Origin of the sequence: Pseudomonas sp. CJQ_9, from assembly GCF_043106615.1 — a bacterium.
Classification (GTDB): domain Bacteria; phylum Pseudomonadota; class Gammaproteobacteria; order Pseudomonadales; family Pseudomonadaceae; genus Aquipseudomonas; species Aquipseudomonas juntendi.
Genome location: NZ_JBICMS010000069.1, coordinates 172,872 through 194,499, shown reverse-complemented (window position 1 = coordinate 194,499; position 21,628 = coordinate 172,872). Strand labels below are relative to the sequence as shown.

The 21,628-nt window shown below is 62.0% G+C and carries 20 protein-coding genes; 14 read left to right on the top strand and 6 right to left on the bottom strand.

The genetic code is table 11. From position 1 onward, the window contains the following. Window positions 1–98 precede the first annotated feature (98 nt). From ACF8SD_RS12945 to ACF8SD_RS12915, 7 genes are all read left to right on the top strand, one after another. On the top strand, window positions 99–398 hold the full coding sequence (locus tag ACF8SD_RS12945) for a DUF6388 family protein (protein WP_392483748.1): 300 nt from the start codon (window positions 99–101) through the stop codon (window positions 396–398). Between the two features lie 246 nt (window positions 399–644). Further along, window positions 645–1,958, top strand: a complete 1,314-nt coding sequence (gene tig, locus ACF8SD_RS12940) for a trigger factor (protein WP_029884960.1) — start codon at window positions 645–647, stop codon at window positions 1,956–1,958. Between the two features lie 92 nt (window positions 1,959–2,050). Next, entirely contained in the window at window positions 2,051–2,692 is a 642-nt protein-coding gene (gene clpP, locus ACF8SD_RS12935; protein WP_009683825.1) for an ATP-dependent Clp endopeptidase proteolytic subunit ClpP, read from the top strand. 108 nt (window positions 2,693–2,800) lie between these two features. Beyond that, window positions 2,801–4,084, top strand: coding sequence for an ATP-dependent Clp protease ATP-binding subunit ClpX (gene clpX / locus ACF8SD_RS12930; RefSeq protein ID WP_173890093.1), 1,284 nt, complete (start codon window positions 2,801–2,803; stop codon window positions 4,082–4,084). Between the two features lie 163 nt (window positions 4,085–4,247). Then, window positions 4,248–6,644: an endopeptidase La gene (gene lon / locus ACF8SD_RS12925; protein WP_392483747.1), complete on the top strand. Its 2,397-nt coding sequence runs from the start codon at window positions 4,248–4,250 to the stop codon at window positions 6,642–6,644. A 152-nt stretch (window positions 6,645–6,796) separates the two neighbouring features. Then, a complete protein-coding gene (hupB, locus tag ACF8SD_RS12920; protein ID WP_173890089.1) occupies window positions 6,797–7,069 on the top strand; it encodes a nucleoid-associated protein HU-beta in 273 nt (90 codons plus the stop codon). Window positions 7,070–7,249: 180 nt separating this feature from the next. Beyond that, the gene (locus tag ACF8SD_RS12915; RefSeq protein ID WP_173890087.1) at window positions 7,250–9,121 is read left to right on the top strand and encodes a SurA N-terminal domain-containing protein; all 1,872 of its coding nucleotides are present in this window, start codon (window positions 7,250–7,252) and stop codon (window positions 9,119–9,121) included. Between the two features lie 66 nt (window positions 9,122–9,187). Here ACF8SD_RS12915 and ACF8SD_RS12910 read toward each other — a convergent pair whose 3' ends face one another. Next, window positions 9,188–10,228, bottom strand: a complete 1,041-nt coding sequence (locus tag ACF8SD_RS12910; RefSeq protein WP_173890085.1) for a patatin-like phospholipase family protein — start codon at window positions 10,226–10,228, stop codon at window positions 9,188–9,190. 178 nt (window positions 10,229–10,406) lie between these two features. On the opposite strand from ACF8SD_RS12910, the gene ACF8SD_RS12905 reads away from it, so the two are divergent. The 3 genes from ACF8SD_RS12905 (at window position 10,407) to ACF8SD_RS12895 (ending at window position 12,354) form a co-directional block, all read left to right on the top strand. Beyond that, complete coding sequence (locus ACF8SD_RS12905; protein WP_003259403.1) at window positions 10,407–10,685, top strand: hypothetical protein; 279 nt, start codon at window positions 10,407–10,409, stop codon at window positions 10,683–10,685. 14 nt (window positions 10,686–10,699) lie between these two features. Beyond that, window positions 10,700–11,479: a CHAD domain-containing protein gene (locus ACF8SD_RS12900; RefSeq protein WP_173890084.1), complete on the top strand. Its 780-nt coding sequence runs from the start codon at window positions 10,700–10,702 to the stop codon at window positions 11,477–11,479. A 77-nt stretch (window positions 11,480–11,556) separates the two neighbouring features. Continuing rightward, window positions 11,557–12,354 carry an acyl-CoA thioesterase II gene (locus tag ACF8SD_RS12895; RefSeq protein ID WP_173890082.1) on the top strand — a complete coding sequence of 266 codons (798 nt, stop codon included), beginning with the start codon at window positions 11,557–11,559 and terminating at the stop codon, window positions 12,352–12,354. A 23-nt stretch (window positions 12,355–12,377) separates the two neighbouring features. Here ACF8SD_RS12895 and ACF8SD_RS12890 read toward each other — a convergent pair whose 3' ends face one another. From ACF8SD_RS12890 to ACF8SD_RS12880, 3 genes are all read right to left on the bottom strand, one after another. Further along, the gene (locus ACF8SD_RS12890) at window positions 12,378–12,746 is read right to left on the bottom strand and encodes an Mpo1-like protein (RefSeq protein ID WP_173890080.1); all 369 of its coding nucleotides are present in this window, start codon (window positions 12,744–12,746) and stop codon (window positions 12,378–12,380) included. Between the two features lie 74 nt (window positions 12,747–12,820). Next, entirely contained in the window at window positions 12,821–14,299 is a 1,479-nt protein-coding gene (locus ACF8SD_RS12885; RefSeq protein ID WP_173890078.1) for a methyl-accepting chemotaxis protein, read from the bottom strand. Between the two features lie 138 nt (window positions 14,300–14,437). Further along, window positions 14,438–15,232 carry a TatD family hydrolase gene (locus tag ACF8SD_RS12880; RefSeq protein ID WP_173890061.1) on the bottom strand — a complete coding sequence of 265 codons (795 nt, stop codon included), beginning with the start codon at window positions 15,230–15,232 and terminating at the stop codon, window positions 14,438–14,440. 153 nt (window positions 15,233–15,385) lie between these two features. On the opposite strand from ACF8SD_RS12880, the gene ACF8SD_RS12875 reads away from it, so the two are divergent. From ACF8SD_RS12875 to greB, 4 genes are all read left to right on the top strand, one after another. Continuing rightward, on the top strand, window positions 15,386–16,789 hold the full coding sequence (locus ACF8SD_RS12875; protein WP_392483746.1) for a transglycosylase SLT domain-containing protein: 1,404 nt from the start codon (window positions 15,386–15,388) through the stop codon (window positions 16,787–16,789). 113 nt (window positions 16,790–16,902) lie between these two features. After that, window positions 16,903–17,340, top strand: coding sequence for a DoxX family protein (locus ACF8SD_RS12870; RefSeq protein ID WP_173890057.1), 438 nt, complete (start codon window positions 16,903–16,905; stop codon window positions 17,338–17,340). A 248-nt stretch (window positions 17,341–17,588) separates the two neighbouring features. After that, a complete protein-coding gene (locus ACF8SD_RS12865; protein WP_173890055.1) occupies window positions 17,589–17,897 on the top strand; it encodes a hypothetical protein in 309 nt (102 codons plus the stop codon). A 10-nt stretch (window positions 17,898–17,907) separates the two neighbouring features. After that, a complete protein-coding gene (greB, locus tag ACF8SD_RS12860; protein WP_173890053.1) occupies window positions 17,908–18,381 on the top strand; it encodes a transcription elongation factor GreB in 474 nt (157 codons plus the stop codon). Between the two features lie 49 nt (window positions 18,382–18,430). Here greB and ACF8SD_RS12855 read toward each other — a convergent pair whose 3' ends face one another. Together ACF8SD_RS12855 and ACF8SD_RS12850 are read right to left on the bottom strand one after the other, a co-directional pair. Further along, window positions 18,431–20,938: an ABC transporter permease gene (locus ACF8SD_RS12855; RefSeq protein ID WP_173890051.1), complete on the bottom strand. Its 2,508-nt coding sequence runs from the start codon at window positions 20,936–20,938 to the stop codon at window positions 18,431–18,433. Then, window positions 20,938–21,621 carry an ABC transporter ATP-binding protein gene (locus ACF8SD_RS12850; RefSeq protein ID WP_173890050.1) on the bottom strand — a complete coding sequence of 228 codons (684 nt, stop codon included), beginning with the start codon at window positions 21,619–21,621 and terminating at the stop codon, window positions 20,938–20,940. Before ACF8SD_RS12850 ends, ACF8SD_RS12855 begins: the two co-directional genes overlap by 1 nt. Between the last annotated feature and the right edge of the window lie 7 nt (window positions 21,622–21,628).

The following is a 21,628-nucleotide window of genomic DNA, read 5'->3' as shown; positions in this document are numbered from 1 at the left end:
ATTCTCCCCTTGCAATGCTCTGGTGGCAGCCCAATAAAAGCTGTTAGATTTCAGCCGGTTGAAGCGCCGGCCCAGTTGGCCGGCAGAGGAACAGCCCGATGATTGCAAAAGAAGCCCGTCAGGCCTTGGCGCTGCAGCGCTTTGCCGAAGCCAACCCGCAGTTGCTCGAGGAAATTCGCGAGCTGGATGCGCGCGAGCAGGCCCAGCAGATCGAGTGGGCGTTCGAAGATATGGCCCAGGAGCAGGGGCTGCCGCCCTGGGAGCTGGCGCTGCAACTGATAGCCGAAAGCCCGGAACAGTTGCACGCCATGCGCCTTGAAACGCACCGCGAGGTCGCCGAGGCGCTGGGCCTGGAGTGGGAAGAATACTGCCAGTTCAACGAAATCGACCCTGAATAAAGGCAGCGAATCGCCACTGGCAGTTGTTTGACAAGTTATTACGGCTGCACTGCGCCATGGGCAGGGTGCCGCTCTTGATGAAGGAGGCCCGGCGGCGCGCCGTGCGGGCCTTGAAAGCTAATCGACCGGCGTGGTTTCCCGTCGTCCCGTGTGGGGTGACTTCTGCCGCGCGACTCACTAGAATGCTTGCCCTTGATTCTGGAGTCGGGCTAACGCCGGCTAACGTCTGTGCAACGAGGAATATCCATGCAAGTTTCTGTTGAAAACACTTCCGCTCTCGAGCGCCGCATGACCATCGCCGTTCCGGCCGAGCGCGTCGAGAACGAAGTCAACAAGCGTCTGCAACAGACTGCCAAGCGCGCCAAGGTTGCCGGCTTCCGCCCAGGCAAGGTGCCAATGAGCGTGATCCGTCAGCGCTTCGAAGCCGATGCACGCCAGGAGGCGTTCGGTGATCTGGTCCAGGCTTCCTTCTATGAGGCCATCGTTGAGCAGAAGCTGAACCCTGCAGGTGCCCCGTCCGTTGAACCCAAGTCGTTCGAAAAAGGCAAGGACCTGGAGTTCGTCGCCATCTTCGAAGTGTTCCCGGAGTTCACCGTTTCCGGCCTGGAGTCGATCAACGTCGAGCGCCTGAGCGCCGAAGTGGCCGACGCCGACCTGGACAACATGCTGGAAGTGCTGCGCAAGCAGAACACCCGCTTCGAAGCTGTCGAGCGCGCCGCGCAGAACGACGACCAGGTCAACATCGATTTCGTTGGCAAGGTCGACGGTGAAGCGTTCGCCGGTGGCTCTGCCAAAGGCACCCAGTTGGTACTGGGTTCCGGCCGCATGATCCCGGGCTTCGAAGACGGTCTGGTGGGCGCCAAGGCTGGCGAAGAGCGCGTTGTCAACGTGACCTTCCCAGAGGACTACCAGAACCTGGACCTGGCCGGCAAAGCCGCCGAGTTCACCATCACCGTCAACAGCGTTTCGGCCCCTGTGCTGCCTGAGCTGAACGAAGAGTTCTTCGCCCAGTTCGGTATCAAGGAATCGACCCTGGAAGGCTTCCGCGCCGAAGTTCGCAAGAACATGGAGCGTGAGCTGCGCCAGGCAATCAAGACCAAGGTGAAGAACCAGGTCATGGACGGTCTGCTGGCCGCCAACCCGATCGAAGCGCCGAAGGCCCTGCTGGAAAACGAAGTCAACCGTCTGCGCGTCCAGGCTGTTCAGCAGTTCGGTGGCAACATCAAGCCTGACCAGCTGCCTGCCGAGCTGTTCGAAGAGCAAGCCAAGCGCCGTGTAGTGCTGGGTCTGATCGTCGCCGAAGTGGTCAAGCAGTTCGAGCTCAAGCCGGACGATGCCAAGGTGCGCGAGATGATCGAAGAAATGGCTTCGGCTTACCAGGAGCCTGAGCAGGTCATCGCTTGGTACTACAAGAACGACCAGCAAATGAACGAAGTGCGTTCGGTTGTGCTGGAAGAGCAAGTTGTAGATACTGTTCTGCAGAAAGCGACTGTGACCGACAAGTCGGTCTCGTACGAAGATGCCGTAAAACCAGCCCAGGCTCCTGCCGAAGCTGAGTAATACGTTTTCTCTCGTAGGAAAACCCCACAAGCCAGCCTTCGAGCTGGCTTGTGCGTTATCAAGCCATGACTATTTGGGAGTGAGCGCAGGACATGTCCCGCAATTCTTATATTCAGCAGAGCTCTGACATCCAGGCCGCAGGCGGCCTGGTCCCGATGGTTATCGAGCAGTCCGCCCGTGGCGAGCGTGCGTACGACATCTATTCGCGCCTGTTGAAGGAGCGAGTGATTTTCCTGGTTGGCCCGGTTGAAGACTACATGGCCAACCTGGTCGTAGCGCAGATGCTGTTCCTCGAAGCGGAAAACCCGGACAAGGATATCCATCTCTACATCAACTCCCCGGGCGGCTCCGTCACCGCGGGCATGTCGATCTACGACACCATGCAGTTCATCAAGCCGGACGTCTCGACCATCTGCATCGGCCAGGCCTGCAGCATGGGCGCCTTCCTGCTGGCCGCAGGTGCCAAGGGCAAGCGTCACTGCCTGCCGAACTCGCGCGTGATGATTCACCAGCCGCTGGGCGGCTTCCAGGGCCAAGCGACCGATATCGAGATCCATGCCCAGGAAATCCTCAATATCAAGGCGCGCCTGAACGAGTTGCTGGCCTACCACACCGGCCAGGATCTCGAGACCATCAAGCGTGACACCGAACGTGACAACTTCATGAGCGCCTCGCGCGCAGCCGAGTATGGCCTGATCGACTCGGTCTACGACAAGCGGCAACTGGCCTCCTGAACCGGGGGGTCAGAGCAGGTGGGTGCCCAAAGCGCCCACCTGCGGACTTGAAAAAGCCCGCAATTGCCTTCATCTTGTGTTGCAAGCCTACCGGATTGGATCGATCGAATGACTGACACCCGTAACGGCGAGGACAGCGGCAAATTGCTCTATTGCTCCTTCTGCGGCAAAAGCCAGCACGAAGTGCGCAAATTGATTGCCGGGCCCTCGGTATTTATCTGCGACGAGTGCGTCGACCTGTGCAATGACATCATCCGTGAGGAGGTGCAGGAAGCCCAGGCCGAGAGCAGCGCGCACAAATTGCCTTCGCCGAAAGAAATCAGCGGCATCCTGGACCAGTATGTCATTGGTCAGGAGCGCGCGAAAAAGGTGCTGGCTGTAGCGGTGTACAACCACTACAAGCGCCTGAACCAGCGTGACAAGAAGGGTGACGAAGTCGAACTGGGCAAGAGCAACATCCTGCTCATCGGGCCTACCGGCTCGGGCAAGACCCTGCTCGCCGAAACCCTGGCACGCCTGTTGAACGTACCGTTCACCATTGCCGACGCCACCACCCTGACCGAGGCCGGTTATGTGGGTGAGGACGTCGAGAACATCATTCAGAAGCTGTTGCAGAAGTGCGACTACGACGTGGAAAAGGCCCAGATGGGCATTGTCTACATCGACGAAATCGACAAGATCTCGCGCAAGTCGGACAACCCGTCCATCACCCGTGACGTCTCGGGCGAGGGTGTGCAGCAGGCGCTGTTGAAGCTGATCGAAGGGACCGTGGCCTCGGTACCACCGCAAGGGGGGCGCAAGCACCCGCAACAGGAGTTCCTGCAGGTTGACACCCGCAACATCCTGTTCATCTGCGGTGGCGCGTTCTCGGGCCTAGAAAAGGTCATCCAGAATCGGTCCACCAAAGGTGGCATCGGTTTCGGCGCTGAGGTGCGTAGCAAAGAAGAGGGCAAGAAGGTTGGCGAGTCCCTGCGTGAGGTCGAGCCGGACGATCTGGTCAAGTTTGGCCTGATTCCGGAGTTCGTCGGCCGCCTGCCGGTGCTGGCTACCCTGGACGAGCTGGACGAGGCTGCGTTGATGCAGATCCTCACCGAGCCGAAGAACGCCCTCACCAAGCAGTATGCAAAGCTGTTCGAGATGGAAAGCGTCGACCTGGAGTTCCGCAGCGATGCACTCAAGGCCGTGGCACGCAAGGCTCTGGAGCGCAAAACCGGCGCCCGTGGCCTGCGTTCGATTCTCGAAGGCGTGCTGCTCGACACCATGTACGAGATCCCTTCGCAGAAGGATGTCAGCAAGGTGGTGATCGACGAGAGCGTCATCGACGGCACTTCTCAGCCGCTGATGATCTACGAGAACAGTGAACCGCAAGCCAAGGCTGCGCCAGACGCCTGATACAGGCAAAGGCCAGTCTGTGGTTGCAAGTATGAAGGGGCCTACGGGCCCCTTCATGCTTTTCCTGAGCTGATGCTTGTAATTTCCACAGCCTGCCCCCACATTAGGTCCAAGCATCATTTCCACCGGTTTCCGGCCACAAGGCCGCTGTAGAGGCGAAATCATGAAGACCACCCTCGACTTGCCTCTTTTGCCATTGCGCGATGTCGTTGTATACCCGCACATGGTTATCCCGCTGTTTGTGGGGCGTGAAAAGTCCATCGAAGCCCTCGAGGCAGCGATGACGGGCGAAAAGCAGATCCTTCTGCTGGCCCAGAAAAACCCAGCCGATGATGACCCTGGCGAAGACGCCTTGTACCGTGTCGGTACCGTGGCCACCGTGCTGCAACTGTTGAAGCTGCCTGATGGTACCGTCAAGGTGCTGGTCGAAGGCGAGCAGCGCGGCGCGGTCGAGCGCTTCACCGAAGTGGAAGGGCACATCCGTGCCGAAGTTTCGCTGATCGACGAAACCGACTCTGCCGAGCGCGAGTCGGAAGTTTTCGTGCGCACGCTGCTGTCGCAGTTCGAGCAGTACGTGCAGCTGGGCAAAAAAGTCCCTGCCGAAGTGCTGTCGTCGCTGAACAGCATCGAAGAGCCAGGGCGGCTGGTCGATACCATGGCTGCGCACATGGCCCTGAAGATCGAGCAGAAGCAGGAAATCCTCGAAATTGTCGACCTCACCGCCCGCGTGGAACACGTGCTGGTACTGCTGGATGCCGAAATCGACCTTTTGCAGGTGGAAAAGCGCATTCGCGGTCGGGTCAAGAAGCAGATGGAGCGCAGCCAGCGCGAGTACTACCTGAATGAGCAGATGAAGGCCATTCAGAAAGAGCTCGGCGATGGTGACGAAGGTCACAACGAAGTCGAGGAGCTGAAAAAGCGCATCGAAGCTGCCGGCCTGCCCAAGGATGCCTTGACCAAGGCCCAGGCTGAGCTCAACAAACTCAAGCAGATGTCGCCCATGTCGGCCGAAGCCACCGTGGTGCGCTCTTACCTCGACTGGCTGGTGCAGGTGCCGTGGAAGGCGCAGAGCAAAGTCCGCCTGGACCTGGCCAAGGCCGAGGAAATCCTTGATGCCGACCATTATGGTCTGGAAGAGGTCAAGGAGCGCATCCTCGAGTACCTCGCCGTACAGAAACGGGTGAAGAAAATCCGCGGTCCTGTGCTGTGCCTGGTAGGCCCACCCGGCGTCGGCAAGACCTCGCTCGCCGAATCGATCGCCACCGCCACCAACCGCAAGTTCGTGCGCATGGCACTGGGCGGGGTACGTGACGAAGCCGAGATCCGTGGTCACCGTCGTACCTACATCGGTTCGATGCCTGGCCGCCTGATCCAGAAGATGACCAAGGTGGGTGTGCGCAACCCGCTGTTCCTGCTCGACGAAATCGACAAGATGGGCAGCGACATGCGTGGCGACCCTGCCTCGGCGTTGCTCGAAGTGCTCGACCCGGAGCAGAACCACAACTTCAACGACCATTACCTTGAGGTCGACTACGACCTCTCGGACGTCATGTTCCTGTGCACCTCGAACTCGATGAACATTCCACCGGCGCTGCTGGACCGCATGGAAATCATCCGCCTGCCGGGGTACACCGAGGACGAGAAGATCAACATCGCCATCAAGTACCTGGTGCCCAAGCAGGTCAAGGCAAACGGCTTGAAGAAAGACGAGTTGGAGGTCGATGTCTCGGCGATTCGCGACATCATCCGCTTCTACACCCGTGAGGCCGGTGTGCGTGGCCTGGAGCGGCAGATCGCCAAAGTCTGCCGTAAAGTGGTCAAGGAACATACCGGGCAGAAGCAGGTCAAGGTCAAGGTGGCCAGCGAGCAGCTGGAGCACCTGCTGGGCGTGCGCAAGTTCCGTTACGGCCTGGCTGAGCAGCAAGACCAGATCGGCCAGGTTACCGGCCTGGCCTGGACCCAGGTGGGCGGCGAGTTGCTGACCATCGAAGCCGTGGTCATCCCGGGCAAAGGCCAACTGATCAAGACGGGTTCGCTGGGCGATGTCATGGTCGAATCGATCACCGCCGCGCAAACCGTGGTGCGCAGCCGCGCCCACAGCCTGGGTATAGCCGCCGGTTTCCACGAGAAGCACGACGTGCACATCCACATGCCCGAAGGGGCCACGCCGAAAGACGGCCCGAGTGCCGGTATCGGCATGTGCACGGCGTTGGTCTCTGCCCTTACGCAGATCCCGGTGCGCGCTGATGTCGCCATGACGGGTGAAATCACCTTGCGCGGCCAGGTGCTGGCAATTGGCGGGTTGAAGGAAAAACTGCTGGCAGCACACCGGGGCGGTATCAAGACGGTCATCATTCCGGAGGAGAACGTTCGCGATCTGAAGGAAATTCCGGAAAATATCAAACAGGATCTGCAGATCAAACCCGTTAAATGGATTGACGAAGTCCTGCAAATTGCGCTGCAATACGCCCCGGAGCCCTTGCCAGATGTGGCTCCCGAGATCGTCGCGAAAGAAGAGAAGCGCGACGGCGATGCCAAGGAAAGAATCAGCACGCATTAGTGGTTTTTGTCTGGGAGGCTTTCCTTGACAGTTTTTTCGAGGCCTTGCTATAAAGCGGCTCGTTATTGTCAACAAGCCTCCCAACGTACGTTTCGTAAGCTTTCCATTACATACTTAGAAACAAACTCAATAGAGAAATAAGGGGACTTAGAGTGAACAAGTCGGAACTGATTGACGCTATCGCCGCATCGGCTGACATTTCCAAAGCTGCTGCAGGTAAAGCTTTGGACGCTGTGATCGAGTCCGTAACCGGTGCCCTGAAAGCAGGCGACGACGTCGTTCTGGTTGGCTTCGGAACCTTCTCGGTCAAAGAGCGCGCCGAGCGTACTGGCCGTAACCCACAAACCGGCAAGGCGATCAAGATTGAAGCCGCCAAGGTTCCAGGTTTCAAGGCAGGCAAAGGCCTGAAAGACGCCGTCAACTAAGTCGTCTTCAGCCGGACCCGGCCAGGCCAGGTCCGAGCACGCTGATGGCGGGGCGCAAACGTTCCCGCCTGACACGTTTGCTAAGCAAAGGCGCATCCTCGGATGCGCCTTTCTTTTATCAGGATTCTACCCACGCTCCGCGGTTGTCGACGCAGTGGTACAGCCGTTTCTGGGGGACGCATGCTGCAAAATATCAGGGACAATTCACAAGGTTGGATTGCCAAGTCCATCATCGGCCTAATCGTCGTATTGATGGCGTTGACCGGTTTCGAAGCCATTTTTCAGGCCGCCACACATAGCCAGGACGCCGCCAAGGTGAACGGCCAGACCATCAGCCAGAACGAGCTGAGCCAGGCGGCCGACATGCAGCGCCGCCAGCTGATGCAACAGCTGGGCAAGGACTTCGACCCAGCGCTGCTGGATGAAAAACTGTTGCGTGAAGAGGCCCTCAAGGGCCTGATCAGCCGCAAGCTCTTGCTGCAGGGGGCTGAAGACGCCAAATTCGCCTTCTCCGATGCCGCGCTGGATCAGGTGATCCTGCAAACGCCGGAGTTCCAGGTAGACGGTAAATTCAGCGCCGACCGCTTCGACCAGGTCATTCGCCAGATGGGTTATGGCCGCATGCAGTTCCGCGACATGCTGGCCGAGGAAATGCTCATCGGCCAGTTGCGCACCGGCCTGGCCGGCAGCAGCTTCGTCACCGACCAGCAGGTCGATGCCTTCGCCCGCCTCGAGAAGCAGACCCGCGACTTCGCCTCCCTGACCTTCAAGGCCGACCCGGCCGCGGTCAAGGTCAGCGACGCCGAGGTCAAGGCGCACTATGACCAGCACGCCAAGGAATTCATGTCGCCTGACCAGGTGGTGATCGACTACATCGAGCTGAAAAAGTCTGCCTACTTCGACCAGGTCAAGGTGACCGACGAAGAGCTCAAGGCACAGTACGAGAAGGAAATCGCCAACCTCGCCGAGCAACGCCACGCGGCGCACATCCTGATCGAAGTGAACGACAAGGTCAGCGACGCACAGGCCAAGGCCCGTGCCGAAGAGATCGAGCAGCGCCTGGCCAAGGGTGAGAGCTTTGCCACCCTGGCCAAGGAGTTCTCCCAGGACCCGGGTTCGGCCGGCAACGGTGGTGACCTTGGTTTCGCCGGCCCGGGTGTGTACGACCCGGCCTTCGAAGAGGCGCTGTACAAGCTGCAGGATGGCCAGGTATCGGCGCCGGTGCGTACCCAGTTCGGTTACCACCTGATCAAGCTGTTGGGCGTACAGGCGCCAGAAGTGCCGAGCTTCGCCAGCCTGAAGGACAAGCTTACCCGTGATCTGAAGACCCCACTGGTCGAGCAGCGTTACGTGGATGCCAGCAAGCAGCTGCAAGATGCTGCCTATGAGGCTTCCGACCTGGCCCAGCCGGCCCAGGACCTGAACCTCAAGGTACACACTTCTGCACCATTCGGTCGCGAAGGCGGCGAAGGCATCACTGCCAACCGTTCGGTGGTGCAGGCTGCGTTTTCCGAAGAAGTGCTGGATGAGGGGGCCAACAGTACCGCCATCGAGCTCGACCCGGAAACCACCGTGGTACTGCGTGTCAAGGAGCACCGCAAGCCTGAGCAACTGCCGCTGGAGGCAGTGGCCCAGAATATCCGCGAGCACCTGGCCAAGGAGAAGGCCACGGCCGAACTCAAGGCCAAGGCGGACAAGCTGATCGCCGGCCTGCGCGACGGTTCCATTGCTGCTGGCAGTGTGCATGAGGGCCAGGGCTGGAAAACCCACGAAGCCGTGACCCGCGGTGAGGAAGGCATCGATCCTGAGGAGCTGCAGGCGCTGTTCCGCCTGGCGAAACCGCAAGCCAAGGACAAGCCGGTGTATGGCAGCATCGTGCTGCGTGACGGTAGCCTGGTGGTGCTGCAGCTCAACGGCGTCAACGAAGGCACTACCGCCACCGACGAAGAGAAGCAGCAGATTCGCCGCTACCTCGCCTCGCGGGCCGGCCAGCAAGACTTCGCGGCCTACCGCAAGCAGCTGGAAGCCAATGCCGACATCACCCGTTACTGACGTGATCGCTGCATGACGAACGGGCCGCCTAGTGCGGCCCGTTCTGTTTCTGTTGCCTGCTCCGGCCTAGCGCTTCACCCCTTCATGATTATCCAGCGTGTCCCGCGCGATCTCGCGCCCCAAGGCGATCAGCTCGGGCGCCTTGTAGAATTCAAAGAACCGGCATACCCGTTTCGGCACGTTGATCAGCACATCCGGCGGATAGCCGGCGATCTTGTACTGCGCCAATGAGGTCTGCATGACCTCGAAACTCTGGTTGATCAAGTCCAGCAGCGAGGCTGGGCCCACGTTGTCGATGATGAACGAACCGGTAGCCGACTTCGGCGCGCCTTCGCGCTCTGGCGCAGCCGCCGGCTGCTGTGCGTCCGGGCTGGCGGTTTCGCTTTGCCATGGGTTAGGCTGTGCCAACCCTTCGGCGACGATTTCCTGTTCGATGCGGATCAATTCTTCGGCCGGTTTGCGCCGGAACGGCAGGTGTGCGCCCAATGAACTGAGCAAGGCATCGAAGCGCATCTTGAACGCTGCCGGGCGCTCGATCACGGGCAGCTGGTACTGCTTCTGGTTGGTGGCGTTGAGGTTGACTGCGATGATCAGGTCGCAATGGCTGGACACCACCGGTACGATCGGCAGCGGGTTCAGGATACCGCCATCAACCAGCATGCGGTTGCCCTGCATTACCGGCGTAAACAGGCTGGGAATGGCCGCCGAGGCGCGCATGGCCTGGTGCAGGCAGCCCTCCTGAAACCAGATTTCCTGCTGGTTGGTCAGGTCGGCGGCAACCGCCGTGTAGGGGATGCGTAGTTGCTCGATATTGATCTCGCCCACGATCTTGCGGATCTGCCCGAACACCTTGTCACCGCGAATGGCGCCCAGGCGAAAGCTGACATCCACCAGGCGCAACACATCCAGATAGTCGAGGCTCTCGATCCAGTTGCGGTACTCATCCAGCTTGCCGGCGGCGTAGATGCCACCGATGACCGCACCCATGGAGCAACCAGCGATGCAGGCGATATCGTAACCCCGGCGCTCGATTTCCTCGATCACGCCAATGTGTGCATACCCTCGGGCCCCGCCCGATCCCAGTACCAGCGCCACGCGTTTACTCATCAACTTTCCCCGGCCAGTGCCATCATGCTTCTACAATGCACCCATCGTCGCCTCTGCTTCAATGTAGATTGTGTGCAGCTACTGTAGTAAAACCGCTTTGGCAAAGCCTACCGGGCAGGGCACTTTTGAACTGCCGGGGCGTCGAAATGCCACCGTTTTTTTCCTTGAGGTATCAACGATGAAAGCCTGGATTTGCCTTCCCCTGATTGCTCTGGCCCTTGCCGGCTGCGCAGGCAAGACGGCCTACCGAGAAAGTTGTGCGACCCAGCTGGATGCCGCCTGGAAGGAGCTTGACCTGGCCAAGGCCGAAGGCTTTGCCGGGGCCGTGAGTTATTCCAAGGCTTTGTCATTGCTGACCGGTGCTAAAACCCAGCAGCAGTTTGAAGGTTATGAAAGTTGCACCCGTAAAGCCGAGAAGGCGCGCTTCTACATTCGTGAGTCCCGCGCCGGGCGTTGATCGAGGAGCGTTCCATGTCTGGCATGCTTGACTCCGTCGTTGCCCAGATACTGGCCTTGCAGGTTCGCCTGCTGGCGTGTCGCGAACGTCTGGCTGCCGATACCGACAGCGAGGCCCTGCATGACCTGCGCATTGCCGTACGGCGGCTGCGCAGCCTGCTACGGCCCTTGAGGGCGCTGCCAGGCGTGGAGCAGCTGGAGGCCGCTGCAAGCGCGCTGGGGGCTCTGACCACGCCCTTGCGTGACCAGGAAGTTCTGGCAGCGCAACTGATCGGTAGCGGTTACACCGAAGCTGGGCAACGCCGCATGCAAGGCCGCGGCAGTACCTACGCCAGCGTTGCCCACAGCCAGCAGCTGGCCCGGGTGCTGGCGATTGTCGACGCCTTTCCACTGTTCCTGCGCGCAGCTGGCCGCGAAGGCTTGGCCAAGGCATTGGGCAAACGCATCGACAAGCGTTTGGTCAAGCAGTGGCGCAAACTGCACCAAGCCTTGCAGGACCCCAAGCACGACCGTCACCGCCTACGTTTGCTGATCAAGCGTGCGCGCTATGGCGACGAGGCCTACCCGCAACTCCAGCATGCCAACCAGAAACTGCAGCGTCTGCTGAAAAAAGCGCAAGCCGACCTGGGCGACTGGCACGATCGCCTGCAGTGGTTGCTACAGGCGCGTGAGCACGCCGACCTGGCACCCTGCCAAGCCGTTTGGCAGCAGCAGTTGCAGGAGGCCGAGCAACGAGCCGATGTGACCTTGGCCGCGCTGGCCAAGGCCATTGCACGGCGCCAGCCCGGGAAATGACCGAAATAGGGGCTGTTCGTCCCGCGTTTGCTGGCTAGGATGGGCACACCCTTTTCGCCGCAGGCAGGAGCCGGCCCATGAATTTCAATCAACTGCTCGACGCCGTGCGGGCCAACCCCGACGCAGTCAGCATTCCGCCGACCTGGGCGCAAGGCCGAGCGGCCTTTGGCGGCCTCATGGCGGCCCTTGTGTACGAGGCGATGCGCCTCAAGCTGTGTGACAGCCGCCCAGCGCGCTCCCTGGCCATCACCTTCGTGGCCCCTGCAGCGGCAGATATACCCATCCGCTTCGAGGTGGAGGTGCTGCGCGAGGGCAAGGCGGTCAGTACCTTGCTTGGCCGCGCGGTGCAGGCAGGCCAGGTGGTGACGGTGGTACAAGGCAGCTTCGGGGCAGGGCGGCCTTCGGTCGTGCAGGTGCCGGCGTTACCGGCCACGGAAATGAAGGCACTCGAAGAGGCGGCTCCGGAGCTGCCCTATATCAAGGGGGTCACGCCGGAATTCATGCGCCATGTGGCCTTGCGCTGGGCGGTGGGCGGGCTGCCGTTCAGTGGTAATCAGTCGAGGAAGATGGGCGGTTGGGTGCGCTTGCGCGATGTCGCCGAAGAAAGCGTCAATGAAGCGCACCTGCTTGCCTTGGTCGATGCATGGCCGCCGAGCCTGATGCCGTTCCTGAAGCAACCCGCAGCTGGCAGCACGCTGACCTGGACGATCGAGTTCATTCAGCCTGTGGTCAAGGTCTCTACCCAGGACTGGTGCCGCTATTGCGTTGAGACCGAATATGCCCGGGATGGCTATGGCCATGCGGCAGCAGCACTGTGGACCGCCCAAGGTGAATTGCTGGCGCTGAGCCGGCAGACTGTCACCGTGTTCGCCTGACAAGCCGGCACCGGACCATCGGCTCAGCGTCGGTGCTTGTGACGCTCCCGCCATGCCTTCAGCCAGGCGCCACTGAGAACAAAGCGCGGAAAGGTGATGAACTGCTCCGTCAGCAGCCGCTGCACGGCATCCTGGCGGTTAGCGAACGGCTCAGGTCGCTGGGCTTCCAGGCGGTGGCCCTGGCGCTGCAGGCCCAAGCCGGCAACCAAGGCAATGATACCCACCGCGATCTGGCTCAAGTCGAGCCCGAACAGGCCCGACAGTACCAGCAGCGCGCCCAGGATGAACAACGGGACGGCAATCAGGTGCAATACCAGGTTGGTCGGGTGACGGTGGTTGTGGTGGTAGCCGCGCCATTGCCAGGCGGGCAGGTTGGGCAGACGTTTACTCATGGGCATTTCCTCATCCAATGCCCAAAGCTTAGTGCTGCCCGCGCATGGGGGCCAATCGAGGCTGGCTATGGTAGCTATAGCTTGAGCTGGCCGATGGCCTTGTTGAGCGCCCCGGCCAAGGTCGCCAGCTCGCTACTGGTGGTGGCCGAGCCCACCGTCTGTTGCACGGTCTGTTCGGTGACGTCACGAATGCTCACCACCGCGCGGTTCATTTCCTCGGCCACCTGGCTTTGTTGCTCGGCTGCCACGGCAATCTGCGTGTTGCTCTCGCGCATCTGCGCCACGGCACCGGTGATCTCGGCCAGGGCTGCACCGGCTTCCTGAGCCTGGCGCACGCAATCGTCAGCCTTGTACGAACTTTCCTGCATGAACTCCACCGCATCACGGGTACCCGACTGCAAAGCCGAGACCATTGTGGTGATTTCGTCAGTGGAGGTTTGCACGCGCTTGGCCAGGTTGCGCACCTCATCGGCGACCACGGCAAACCCGCGCCCTAGGTCGCCGGCGCGTGCGGCTTCGATGGCGGCGTTGAGCGCAAGCAGGTTGGTTTGTTCGGCGATGCTGTGAATCACATTGACGACCCCGTTGATGTTCTGACTGTCATCGGCCAACTGGCGAATCATCTCGGCGGTTTGCTGAACACCGCTGGACAGCCCGGCAATCGAATCCTGTACCCGGCTTACCACCTCTTTGCCGCTGCCGGCCAGGGTGTCGGCGGTTTGGGACAGGTCACGGGTAGCGCCAGCATGCTGGGCGATGTGGTGCACGGTTGCCGACATTTCGTTGATGGCGGTGGCCGCCTGGTCGGTCTCGCTTTGCTGGCCAAGCATGCCGTGGCGCACATCGTTCATGCTGGCGGCCAGGCGCGCAGCGCCTGAGTCCAGCTGCGCGGCAGTGTGGGCGACGGTGCTGACGACGCGGTGGTAAGTGGCCTGCATGGCATTGAAGGCACCGGCCATCTGGCCGACCTCGTCACCACAGGCCAGTGGCACACGGGCTGCCAGGTCGCCGGTTTTTTCCACGTGCAGCATCACATCCTTGAGGGTATTGAGCTGGCTGAGCAGAAAGCGGATGAGCAGTTGCGAGGCAGCGAGCATGGCCAGCATCAGAATCAGGACACATACCGCGTAATTGCTGAAGCGTTCGAAGAACACCTGGCGCAGGCTGGGCGACTGGGCCACTACCGCCATGTACTGATCGCCCTTGTGCACGACCTGTGCGCCACGCAGCGGGTTGTCGCCCAGCACCCAGGCACTTGGCAGGTCCACCCAGCCCTGGCCGTCGCGCAGGCGCTCGAGCGGTTCACCGGCAAAGGTAGGTGTTTGCCCGGCTGACCAGCTAATCACATTGGCATGGCGCGGTATTGGCTGCTGGCTTGGCCAGGCAGCCAGCAGCTCGGCTTGCTGCACCGCCTGTACCTGGGCCACCTCGGCGCGGGCGCGTTGCTCCAGGTGCACGGCATACAACACCAGCAGCAAGGTCGTGACAAAGGCCACCGCGTTGACGGCCCAGAACTTGTACTTCAAGGAAACATTGCTAAGCCAGGCACCCATGGGCAGGTCTTCTCTGAGTTGAGCGAAAACAATATTGGCAAGGTGCCATCATTGTCCCGGCTCGTGCCAGAGCCGTTGTTGACTTGTATCAAGAAAAAACAACGGTGTTGTTCTCCTGCCTCAACCGGCCCCGCCAGCTCAGATCTGGAAGAACGCCCGTGCCGTGGCTGTGGTGTGCGCTGCCGTATGTTCGACCGATTCACCCCGGTGCAAGGCTACTTCATGCAGTACGTGCGGCAAGAAGGCCGGCTCATTGCGGCCGTTCTTGGGTTTGGGGCGCAGGGTGCGGGGTAGCAGGTAGGGGGCATCGCTTTCCAGCATCAGCCGGCCTTCGGCAATGTTGCCCACCAGCGCGTGCAGGTGCGTTCCCCGGCGCTCGTCGCATATCCAGCCGGTGATACCGATGTGCAGGTCCATGTCGAGGTAGGCGAACAGCGCCTCACGCTCCCCAGTGAAACAATGCACGACCGCCGCGCTCAGATGGTCGCGGTAATCCTTGAGAATGGCCAGCAAGCGCTCGCTGGCATCGCGCTCATGCAGGAACACCGGCAGGCGTAGCTCAACGGCCAGCGCCAACTGGGCTTCCAGGGCTTTTTCTTGCAGGGGCCGAGGGGAGAAATCACGGTTGAAGTCCAGGCCGCATTCGCCCACAGCACGTACCCGTGCCTCGCTTAGCAGTTGGCGCAGCCGGCCTTCGCTACCGGCCTCCCATGCCTTGGCATCGTGGGGGTGCACGCCGGCAGTGGCAAACAGATGCGCGCCACTGGCGTCCAGTTGCTGGCACAGCTCCAGTGCCTGTTCGCTGACTGCCAGGCTGGTGCCCGTCAGCACCATCTGGGTCACCCCGGCTTCGATGGCGCGCTCGACGACGGCCGCCTGCTGGTCGTGGAAGCTGCTGTTGGTCAGGTTGACGCCGATATCGATCAGTTGCATGGTGGTATCTCGTGCCGCGGAGCGGCCAGCATAGCAAAAACCGGGTTTTTCTGAACAAAACCAAGAACTTCATGCTGTGTCCGGGGTCTTTTTCCGTCATTTATCACTTGGCGTGCGACCCTGTATGCCGCCCCCGAATGGATCTTTTTGCGCATGCGATTCTGGCTCACTTTCCTGTTGGCGCTCGGGCTGGTCTTGTCCGGGGCCGCCCTTGCGCAAACCCAAGGGCCGCAACAGAACCCTGCGCCCGCCAAGGTTCGCGACTTGCAGCAGATCCGCAGCAGCAAGGTGCTGCGGGTGCTGGTCAACCAAAGCCGCAATAGCTCGGGCGAGGTCAAGGGTGAACCGGTCGGCATCGAGTATTACCGCCTGCGCGCCCTGGAACACTTCCTCAACGCGCGCAGCGACGACGATCAACAGATCGAGCTTCAGCTCATACCGCGGGCCAAGGAGCAATTGCTCGGCGCTCTGGCGCGTGGCGAGGGCGACCTTGCTGCACCGGGCGAGCTGCTGGACCCCGGCACTGTACGGGGTGTCAGCAGCAGCGCACCGCTACTCGATCATGTGCCGCTAACACTGGTTGGGCGCAAAGGCGAGCGCAGCTTCAGCAAGCTCGAGCAGCTGTCGGGGCGAACCGTGGCACTGACCACTGCCAGCGCGGCGGGCCCATTCATCCAGCAGGCCAACCAGCAATTGGCCCTGCGCAAGCGGCCGCCGATCAAGGTGGAGTGGGTCGACCCGACACTGGCCGTGGAAGATGTGCTGGAGATGGTTCAGGCCGGCATCTACCACCTGACTGTGGTGGAGCAGCCAATCGCTCGGCGTTGGGCGCGGGTGATGCCGCGCCTTCGCCTGCACAGCGGTGTGCGATTGGGGCCGCCGCAGGCCATGCGCTGGTATGTGGGGCGTGATGCGCCGCAGCTGCTCGCTGCAGTCGATCGTTTCCTCAAGGGTTATCGGGCGCCAGACAACCAGGATGCCGCGTTCGAGCGGATTTACCGCCGCCAGTATCGGGTGCACAACCCGTTGGCCAGCAAGGACCGCCGGCGTCTGGCAGCGCTGCGGGCGGTGTTGCAGAAGCATGGGCAGGCGCAACAGATCGACTGGCTGAACCTAGCGGCGCTGGCGTTCAAGGAGTCGACGCTGAACCCGGCCGCACGCGGCAGCGGTGGCGCCCACGGGCTGATGCAGATCACCCCGACAGCAGCCCTGCGTGTGGGGGTGAGCAACACGGCCACGGTAGACGGCAACGTGCTGGCCAGCGCGCGTTACCTGGCGCTGATCCGCCGCACGTTTTTCGCCAGCCCCAAGATCAACGAGCGCGAGCGCATGGCGTTCGTGCTTGCTGCGTACAACCTTGGCCCCGAACGCGTTCAGGCCATGCGCGCCGAAGCTCGCCGACGCGGGCTCAATGGCAATCAATGGTTCTTCCAGACCGAGCGTATTGCCATGGAGCAGGTGGGCATGGGGCCGGTGAACTTCGTCAACAGTGTCAACAAGTACTACCTGGCATTCAACCGCGAGCGTGCCGCGCTTGAGCGTTTAGCCAAGCGATGAAGTATCGAATTCATAGATGAGTAGGCTGGGTTTTTTGCGATTTTAATATCTGCTAAACTGATTAAGATGGCGTCCATCTCAACACAACTGCACCGCCTCAAGGACGCTTCGCTATGAACAACACCACGCTCAATGCCCTGTTTTCCACCCGTGCCGGCGCCGGCCTGAGCATTATCCGTATACTGGTCGGCATCATCTTCATGGCGCATGGTGCGCAAAAGCTGTTCGGCATGTTTGGCGGCTATGGCCTGGAAGGCACCGGCCAGTGGATGGAAAGCATCGGCCTGGCGCCGGGTTATCTGATGGCCCTGTTGTCCGGTAGCGCCGAGTTCTTCGGCGGCTTGGCCCTGGTGCTGGGGCTGCTGGCGCGCCCGGCGGCACTGGCACTGAGCGTAACCCTGATAGTGGCGATTTTCTCGGTTCACATTGGCAATGGCTTGTTCATGTCCAACAACGGCTACGAGTTTGCCCTGGCGCTGCTCGCCGGTACCGTTGCCGTGATGATCGAAGGCGCCGGGCGCTTCTCGCTGGACCGCCTGATCGCCCGCTGACCCGTTGCAAGCTGTGAGCGACAAGCCGCAAGCAAGGGCGGGCCTTTCTTCGGCCTGCTTCTGCTTGCGGCTTCTCGCTTGCAACTTGAAGCTCATCGCTCTAGCATACCGCCTGCGCCGATTTAAACAGCTACTTGCGGGGCGCAGGAAAGCCCCTTGTGCGGCTCATCCGAAATACCGCTAAAGCGCTGGTTCGGTGACGCCTCCCACCGCTGCCCAGCGGGATTCGCGAGGCGGAGAGAAGCACCATGAGTTGCCCACGTACCAGTGTCTGTTTGAGCCCTCTGCCTGCACACCAGGCGTCCCGCACGCCGCGCATCCTGCTCGGCGGCCAGCATCAGCCCACTCTTTTGCGTCACCTCGAAGGCCTGTCCCGGCGCAAGGGCCAGGCACGCGCATTCCTGATCCAGTTCGCCGATGACACCTGCAATCTTGCGCAGTATGGGCAGGACCGTTTCGACCTCGCGGTCATTCAGTCGCCCGGCCCGCAGGACGCTGCCGAGGTCATCGGCCACCTCACCCGTATCGCGCGCCAGGGCCTGATCACCCGCCGCTGAGGAGCGCCTGTTGAGTACCAACATCATCACCACCGAAGGCCACGCGGCGCTGAAGGAAGAGCTGGACCACCTGTGGCGGGTCTATCGCCCCGAGATCACCCAGAAGGTCACCTGGGCGGCGTCGCTTGGGGACCGTAGCGAGAATGCCGACTACCAGTACAACAAGAAGCTGCTGCGCGAGATCGACCGCCGGGTGCGGTATTTGCGCAAGCGTCTTGAGGATGTGAAGGTGGTGGCCTATTCGCCCGAGCAGGAAGGCAAGGTGTTTTTCGGTGCCTGGGTCGAGGTCGAGAACGACGACGGCGAGACCATGAAGTTTCGCATCGTGGGTTATGACGAGATCTACGGGCGCAATGACTACATCTCGATCGACTCACCCATGGCCCGCGCCTTGCTGAAGAAGCAGGAGGGTGACGAAGTGCTGGTACACACACCTACCGGTGAAGCCACCTGGTATGTGAACAGCATCAGCTATGGGCAGTGAATTGAGGCTGCTTGTGCAGGCCCAGATGCCGGGCCTGCACAGTGTCGCCTCAACTGTCCCGCAGTACCGCTAAAGGGCTGGCATTGAGCGCCCGCCGCGTGCCTATCACCCCCGCACCGCCTACCAGCAAAGCCCCTATCAATGGCAGCAAAAGCAGCCAGGGATGCGGCCCCCACTGCAAATTGAAGGCATAGCGGTAAAGCACCAGTGTGATCAGTTCGCAACCCACCGCCGCCAACAACCCGCTGGCTGCGCCGAGCAGGCCGAACTCGATCCGCCGTGCCCTGACCAGCAGCGGCCTGGGCGCGCCGAGCGCACGCAGCAGGGCACCTTGGCGAATGCGCTCATCCAGCGTTGCCTGCAAACCGGCGAACAGCACCGCCAGCCCTGCCGCCAGCACGAACAGCAGCACATATTCCACGGCCAGAGTCACCTGGGCGAGGATGCTGCGCAGTTGGTCAAGCAGGGCATCGACCTGCAGGATGGTCACTGCCGGAAACGCACGTGACAGGCTCACCACGTCCAGGTCATGCCCCGGCGCCAGGTAGAAGCTGGTCAGGTAGGTGGTCGGCAGACCTTGCAGGGTGCCGGGTTGGAAGATCATGTAGAAGTTGGGCTGGAAGCTGTCCCAATGCACGCTGCGCAAGCTGCTGACCCTGGCTTGGCGCTGTTGGCCGCCGATATCGAACGTCAGCATGTCGCCAGGCTGAAGCTTCAGGCTCTTGGCCAGCTCTGCTTCCACCGATACCCCGGGGGTTTCGTGTTCGCCGGGCAATGCTTGCCACCAGGTCCCGGCTGTCAACGCATTGCCTTCGGGCAGTTCGGCGGCCCAGGTCAGGCTGAGGTCGCGCTGCACGGCGCGCTCGCCTGCCGAATCCTTGCTGACGATCTGCTGTACCGGTTGTTGGTTGATCTGCACCAGCCGCCCCGGTGTCACCGGGTACAGCGGCGCCGCGACGGCGTTGACCTGCTGCAGGTGCTGAGCAAACGGCGCGCGGTCGTCTGGCAGGATATTCAGGGCGAAATAGTTGGGCGCATCCTTGGGTAGCTGGGCCTGCCAGGTGTCGAGCAATTCTGCCCGCAGCAGGGCGACCAAGGCCATGGCCAGCAGGATCAGGCCGAACGCCAACGCCTGGCCAGCGGCGGCCATGGGGTGGCGCAGCAACTGGCCCAACCCCAGGCGCCAGGTCAGCGGGGCGCCGGCCAGCAAGCGGCGCAGGCTGCGCAAGCCGAGCAGCAGCAGGCCACCGAGCAACAGCGCAGCAACCAAGCCGCCAGCCAGCAGGGCGAAGGTCAGCAGCAGGTCCAGGCTCAGCCGCCACATGATCAGGCCTAGCGCGAACAGGGCTGCGCCGTATACCAGCCAACTGCTGGGCGGTATCGGCAATAGGTCGCGGCGCAGTACGCGCAATGGCGGCACCTGGCCCAGCGCCGCGATCGGTGGCAGGGCAAAGCCGGCCAGTGCTACCAGCCCTGTGGCGATGCCGGCCAGGGCCGGTATTACGCCCCCGGCTGGGACCACGCTGGGAAGCAGGCCGTGCAGTACGCGGAACAGGCCCAGCTGGCCGAGCCAGCCCAGCAGCGCGCCGGCCAGCGCCGCTACTACGCCGAGCATGGTCAGTTGCAGGCAGTACAGGCCAAGGGCCTGCCGGCGCGACAGGCCCAGGCAGCGCAGCAGGGCACTGGCGTCCAGGCGCCGTGCAGCGTAGCGGCTGGCCGACAAGGCTACGGCCACGCCGGCCAGCAACACTGCCACCAGGCTGGCCATGTTCAGGTAGCGTTCTGCCTTGCCCAGGGCGCCACCGATCTGCTGGTTGCCATCGCGGGTATCGCGCAGGCGCTGGTTGGCGGCCAGGTCTTTCTCAATTGCCTGGCGGTACTGCGCCAGTGCTTCGCCGTCGCCACGCCACAGGTCGCGGTAGGTCACCCGGCTGCCGGGCTGGATCACCCCGGTTGCCTGCAGGTCGGCCAGGTTGATCATCACCCGCGGCGTGAGGCTGTAGAAGTTGTTGGCTCGGTCCGGCTCATAGGTCAGTACCCGGCTCATGCGCAGGGTTTTCATGCCGACGTCGATGCTGTCGCCTATCGACAGCCCCAAGGCCGCCAACAGCCGCGGTTCCACCCATGCTTCACCGGGCGCCGGCCCGCCACCTGGGCGCTCAGCACCATACGGGGCCGCGGCGCTGCGCAGTTGCCCACGCAGGGGGTAGGCGCTGTCGGCTGCCTTCACGCTGGACAGCTGGATACCGCTATCGCCGCCGACCACACTGGTGAACTCGACCACCTGAGCATGGCGCAAGCCCAGCGCCTGGCCGGCCGCGAGTTGCTGTTCACGGGCCGGGGCGCTGCCCTGCAACACAAGGTCGGCGCCGAGGAATTCGCTGGCGCGCAGTTGCATGGCGCCGTTCAGGCGGGCACCGAAATAGCCGATGGCGGTGCTGGCTGCCACCGCCACCAGCAGGGCGAAGAACAACACCCGCACTTCGCTGGCACGAAGGTCGCGAAGCAACTGGCGCAGGGCCAGGCCCCACAGGCGGAACAGCGGCATGTGCTTCATCAGGCCTCCACCGCTGCCACCAGGCGGCCTGCGTCCAGCCGGATCTGGCGGCGGCAGCGGCGGGCCAGGCGTTCGTCATGGGTAACCAGCACCAGCGTGGTGCCACGCTCCTGGTTCAGCTCGAACAGCAGGTCGCTGATACGTTCGCCGGTGTGGCTGTCCAGGTTGCCGGTGGGTTCATCGGCGAACAATACTGCAGGGTGCGCGGCGAAGGCGCGGGCGATGGCCACCCGTTGTTGCTCGCCCCCTGACAGCTGGCGTGGCGTGTGGCTGAGGCGCGCGCCAAGGCCGACCCTTTCAAGCAAGTTGCGCGCTTGTTCGCGGGCATCGTTGCGCCCGTCAAGCTCCAGCGGCAGCATGACATTCTCCAAGGCGTTGAGACTGTCCAGCAGTTGGAACGACTGGAACACGAAGCCGACGTGTTCGGCGCGCACCCGGGCGCGCTGGTCTTCATCCAGCGGCCCGAGGTCGTGGCCGGCAAGTATTACCTTGCCAGCGCTGGGTTGGTCCAGACCCGCGAGCAGGCCAAGCAGCGTCGACTTGCCCGAGCCCGAGGCGCCAACGATGGCCAGGCTGTCACCCTGGGCCAGGTCGAGGGACAGGGCGTGCAGGATGGCGAGGTCACCTTCCGCACTGGGGACCACTTTGCTAAGGTTCTGCGCAACGAGAATGCTGGGGCCCATGGAGAAT

What these genes read in the sequence shown, in the direction of transcription:
- ACF8SD_RS12945 (WP_392483748.1), top strand. Translation starts at nt 99, where the DNA reads ATGATTGCAAAAGAAGCCCGTCAGGCCTTGGCGCTGCAGCGCTTTGCC.
- tig (WP_029884960.1), top strand. Translation starts at nt 645, where the DNA reads ATGCAAGTTTCTGTTGAAAACACTTCCGCTCTCGAGCGCCGCATGACC.
- clpP (WP_009683825.1), top strand. Translation starts at nt 2,051, where the DNA reads ATGTCCCGCAATTCTTATATTCAGCAGAGCTCTGACATCCAGGCCGCA.
- clpX (WP_173890093.1), top strand. Translation starts at nt 2,801, where the DNA reads ATGACTGACACCCGTAACGGCGAGGACAGCGGCAAATTGCTCTATTGC.
- lon (WP_392483747.1), top strand. Translation starts at nt 4,248, where the DNA reads ATGAAGACCACCCTCGACTTGCCTCTTTTGCCATTGCGCGATGTCGTT.
- ACF8SD_RS12915 (WP_173890087.1), top strand. Translation starts at nt 7,250, where the DNA reads ATGCTGCAAAATATCAGGGACAATTCACAAGGTTGGATTGCCAAGTCC.
- ACF8SD_RS12910 (WP_173890085.1), bottom strand. Translation starts at nt 10,228, where the DNA reads ATGAGTAAACGCGTGGCGCTGGTACTGGGATCGGGCGGGGCCCGAGGG.
- ACF8SD_RS12905 (WP_003259403.1), top strand. Translation starts at nt 10,407, where the DNA reads ATGAAAGCCTGGATTTGCCTTCCCCTGATTGCTCTGGCCCTTGCCGGC.
- ACF8SD_RS12900 (WP_173890084.1), top strand. Translation starts at nt 10,700, where the DNA reads ATGTCTGGCATGCTTGACTCCGTCGTTGCCCAGATACTGGCCTTGCAG.
- ACF8SD_RS12895 (WP_173890082.1), top strand. Translation starts at nt 11,557, where the DNA reads ATGAATTTCAATCAACTGCTCGACGCCGTGCGGGCCAACCCCGACGCA.
- ACF8SD_RS12890 (WP_173890080.1), bottom strand. Translation starts at nt 12,746, where the DNA reads ATGAGTAAACGTCTGCCCAACCTGCCCGCCTGGCAATGGCGCGGCTAC.
- ACF8SD_RS12885 (WP_173890078.1), bottom strand. Translation starts at nt 14,299, where the DNA reads ATGGGTGCCTGGCTTAGCAATGTTTCCTTGAAGTACAAGTTCTGGGCC.
- ACF8SD_RS12880 (WP_173890061.1), bottom strand. Translation starts at nt 15,232, where the DNA reads ATGCAACTGATCGATATCGGCGTCAACCTGACCAACAGCAGCTTCCAC.
- ACF8SD_RS12875 (WP_392483746.1), top strand. Translation starts at nt 15,386, where the DNA reads ATGCGATTCTGGCTCACTTTCCTGTTGGCGCTCGGGCTGGTCTTGTCC.
- ACF8SD_RS12870 (WP_173890057.1), top strand. Translation starts at nt 16,903, where the DNA reads ATGAACAACACCACGCTCAATGCCCTGTTTTCCACCCGTGCCGGCGCC.
- ACF8SD_RS12865 (WP_173890055.1), top strand. Translation starts at nt 17,589, where the DNA reads ATGAGTTGCCCACGTACCAGTGTCTGTTTGAGCCCTCTGCCTGCACAC.
- ACF8SD_RS12855 (WP_173890051.1), bottom strand. Translation starts at nt 20,938, where the DNA reads ATGAAGCACATGCCGCTGTTCCGCCTGTGGGGCCTGGCCCTGCGCCAG.
- ACF8SD_RS12850 (WP_173890050.1), bottom strand. Translation starts at nt 21,621, where the DNA reads ATGGGCCCCAGCATTCTCGTTGCGCAGAACCTTAGCAAAGTGGTCCCC.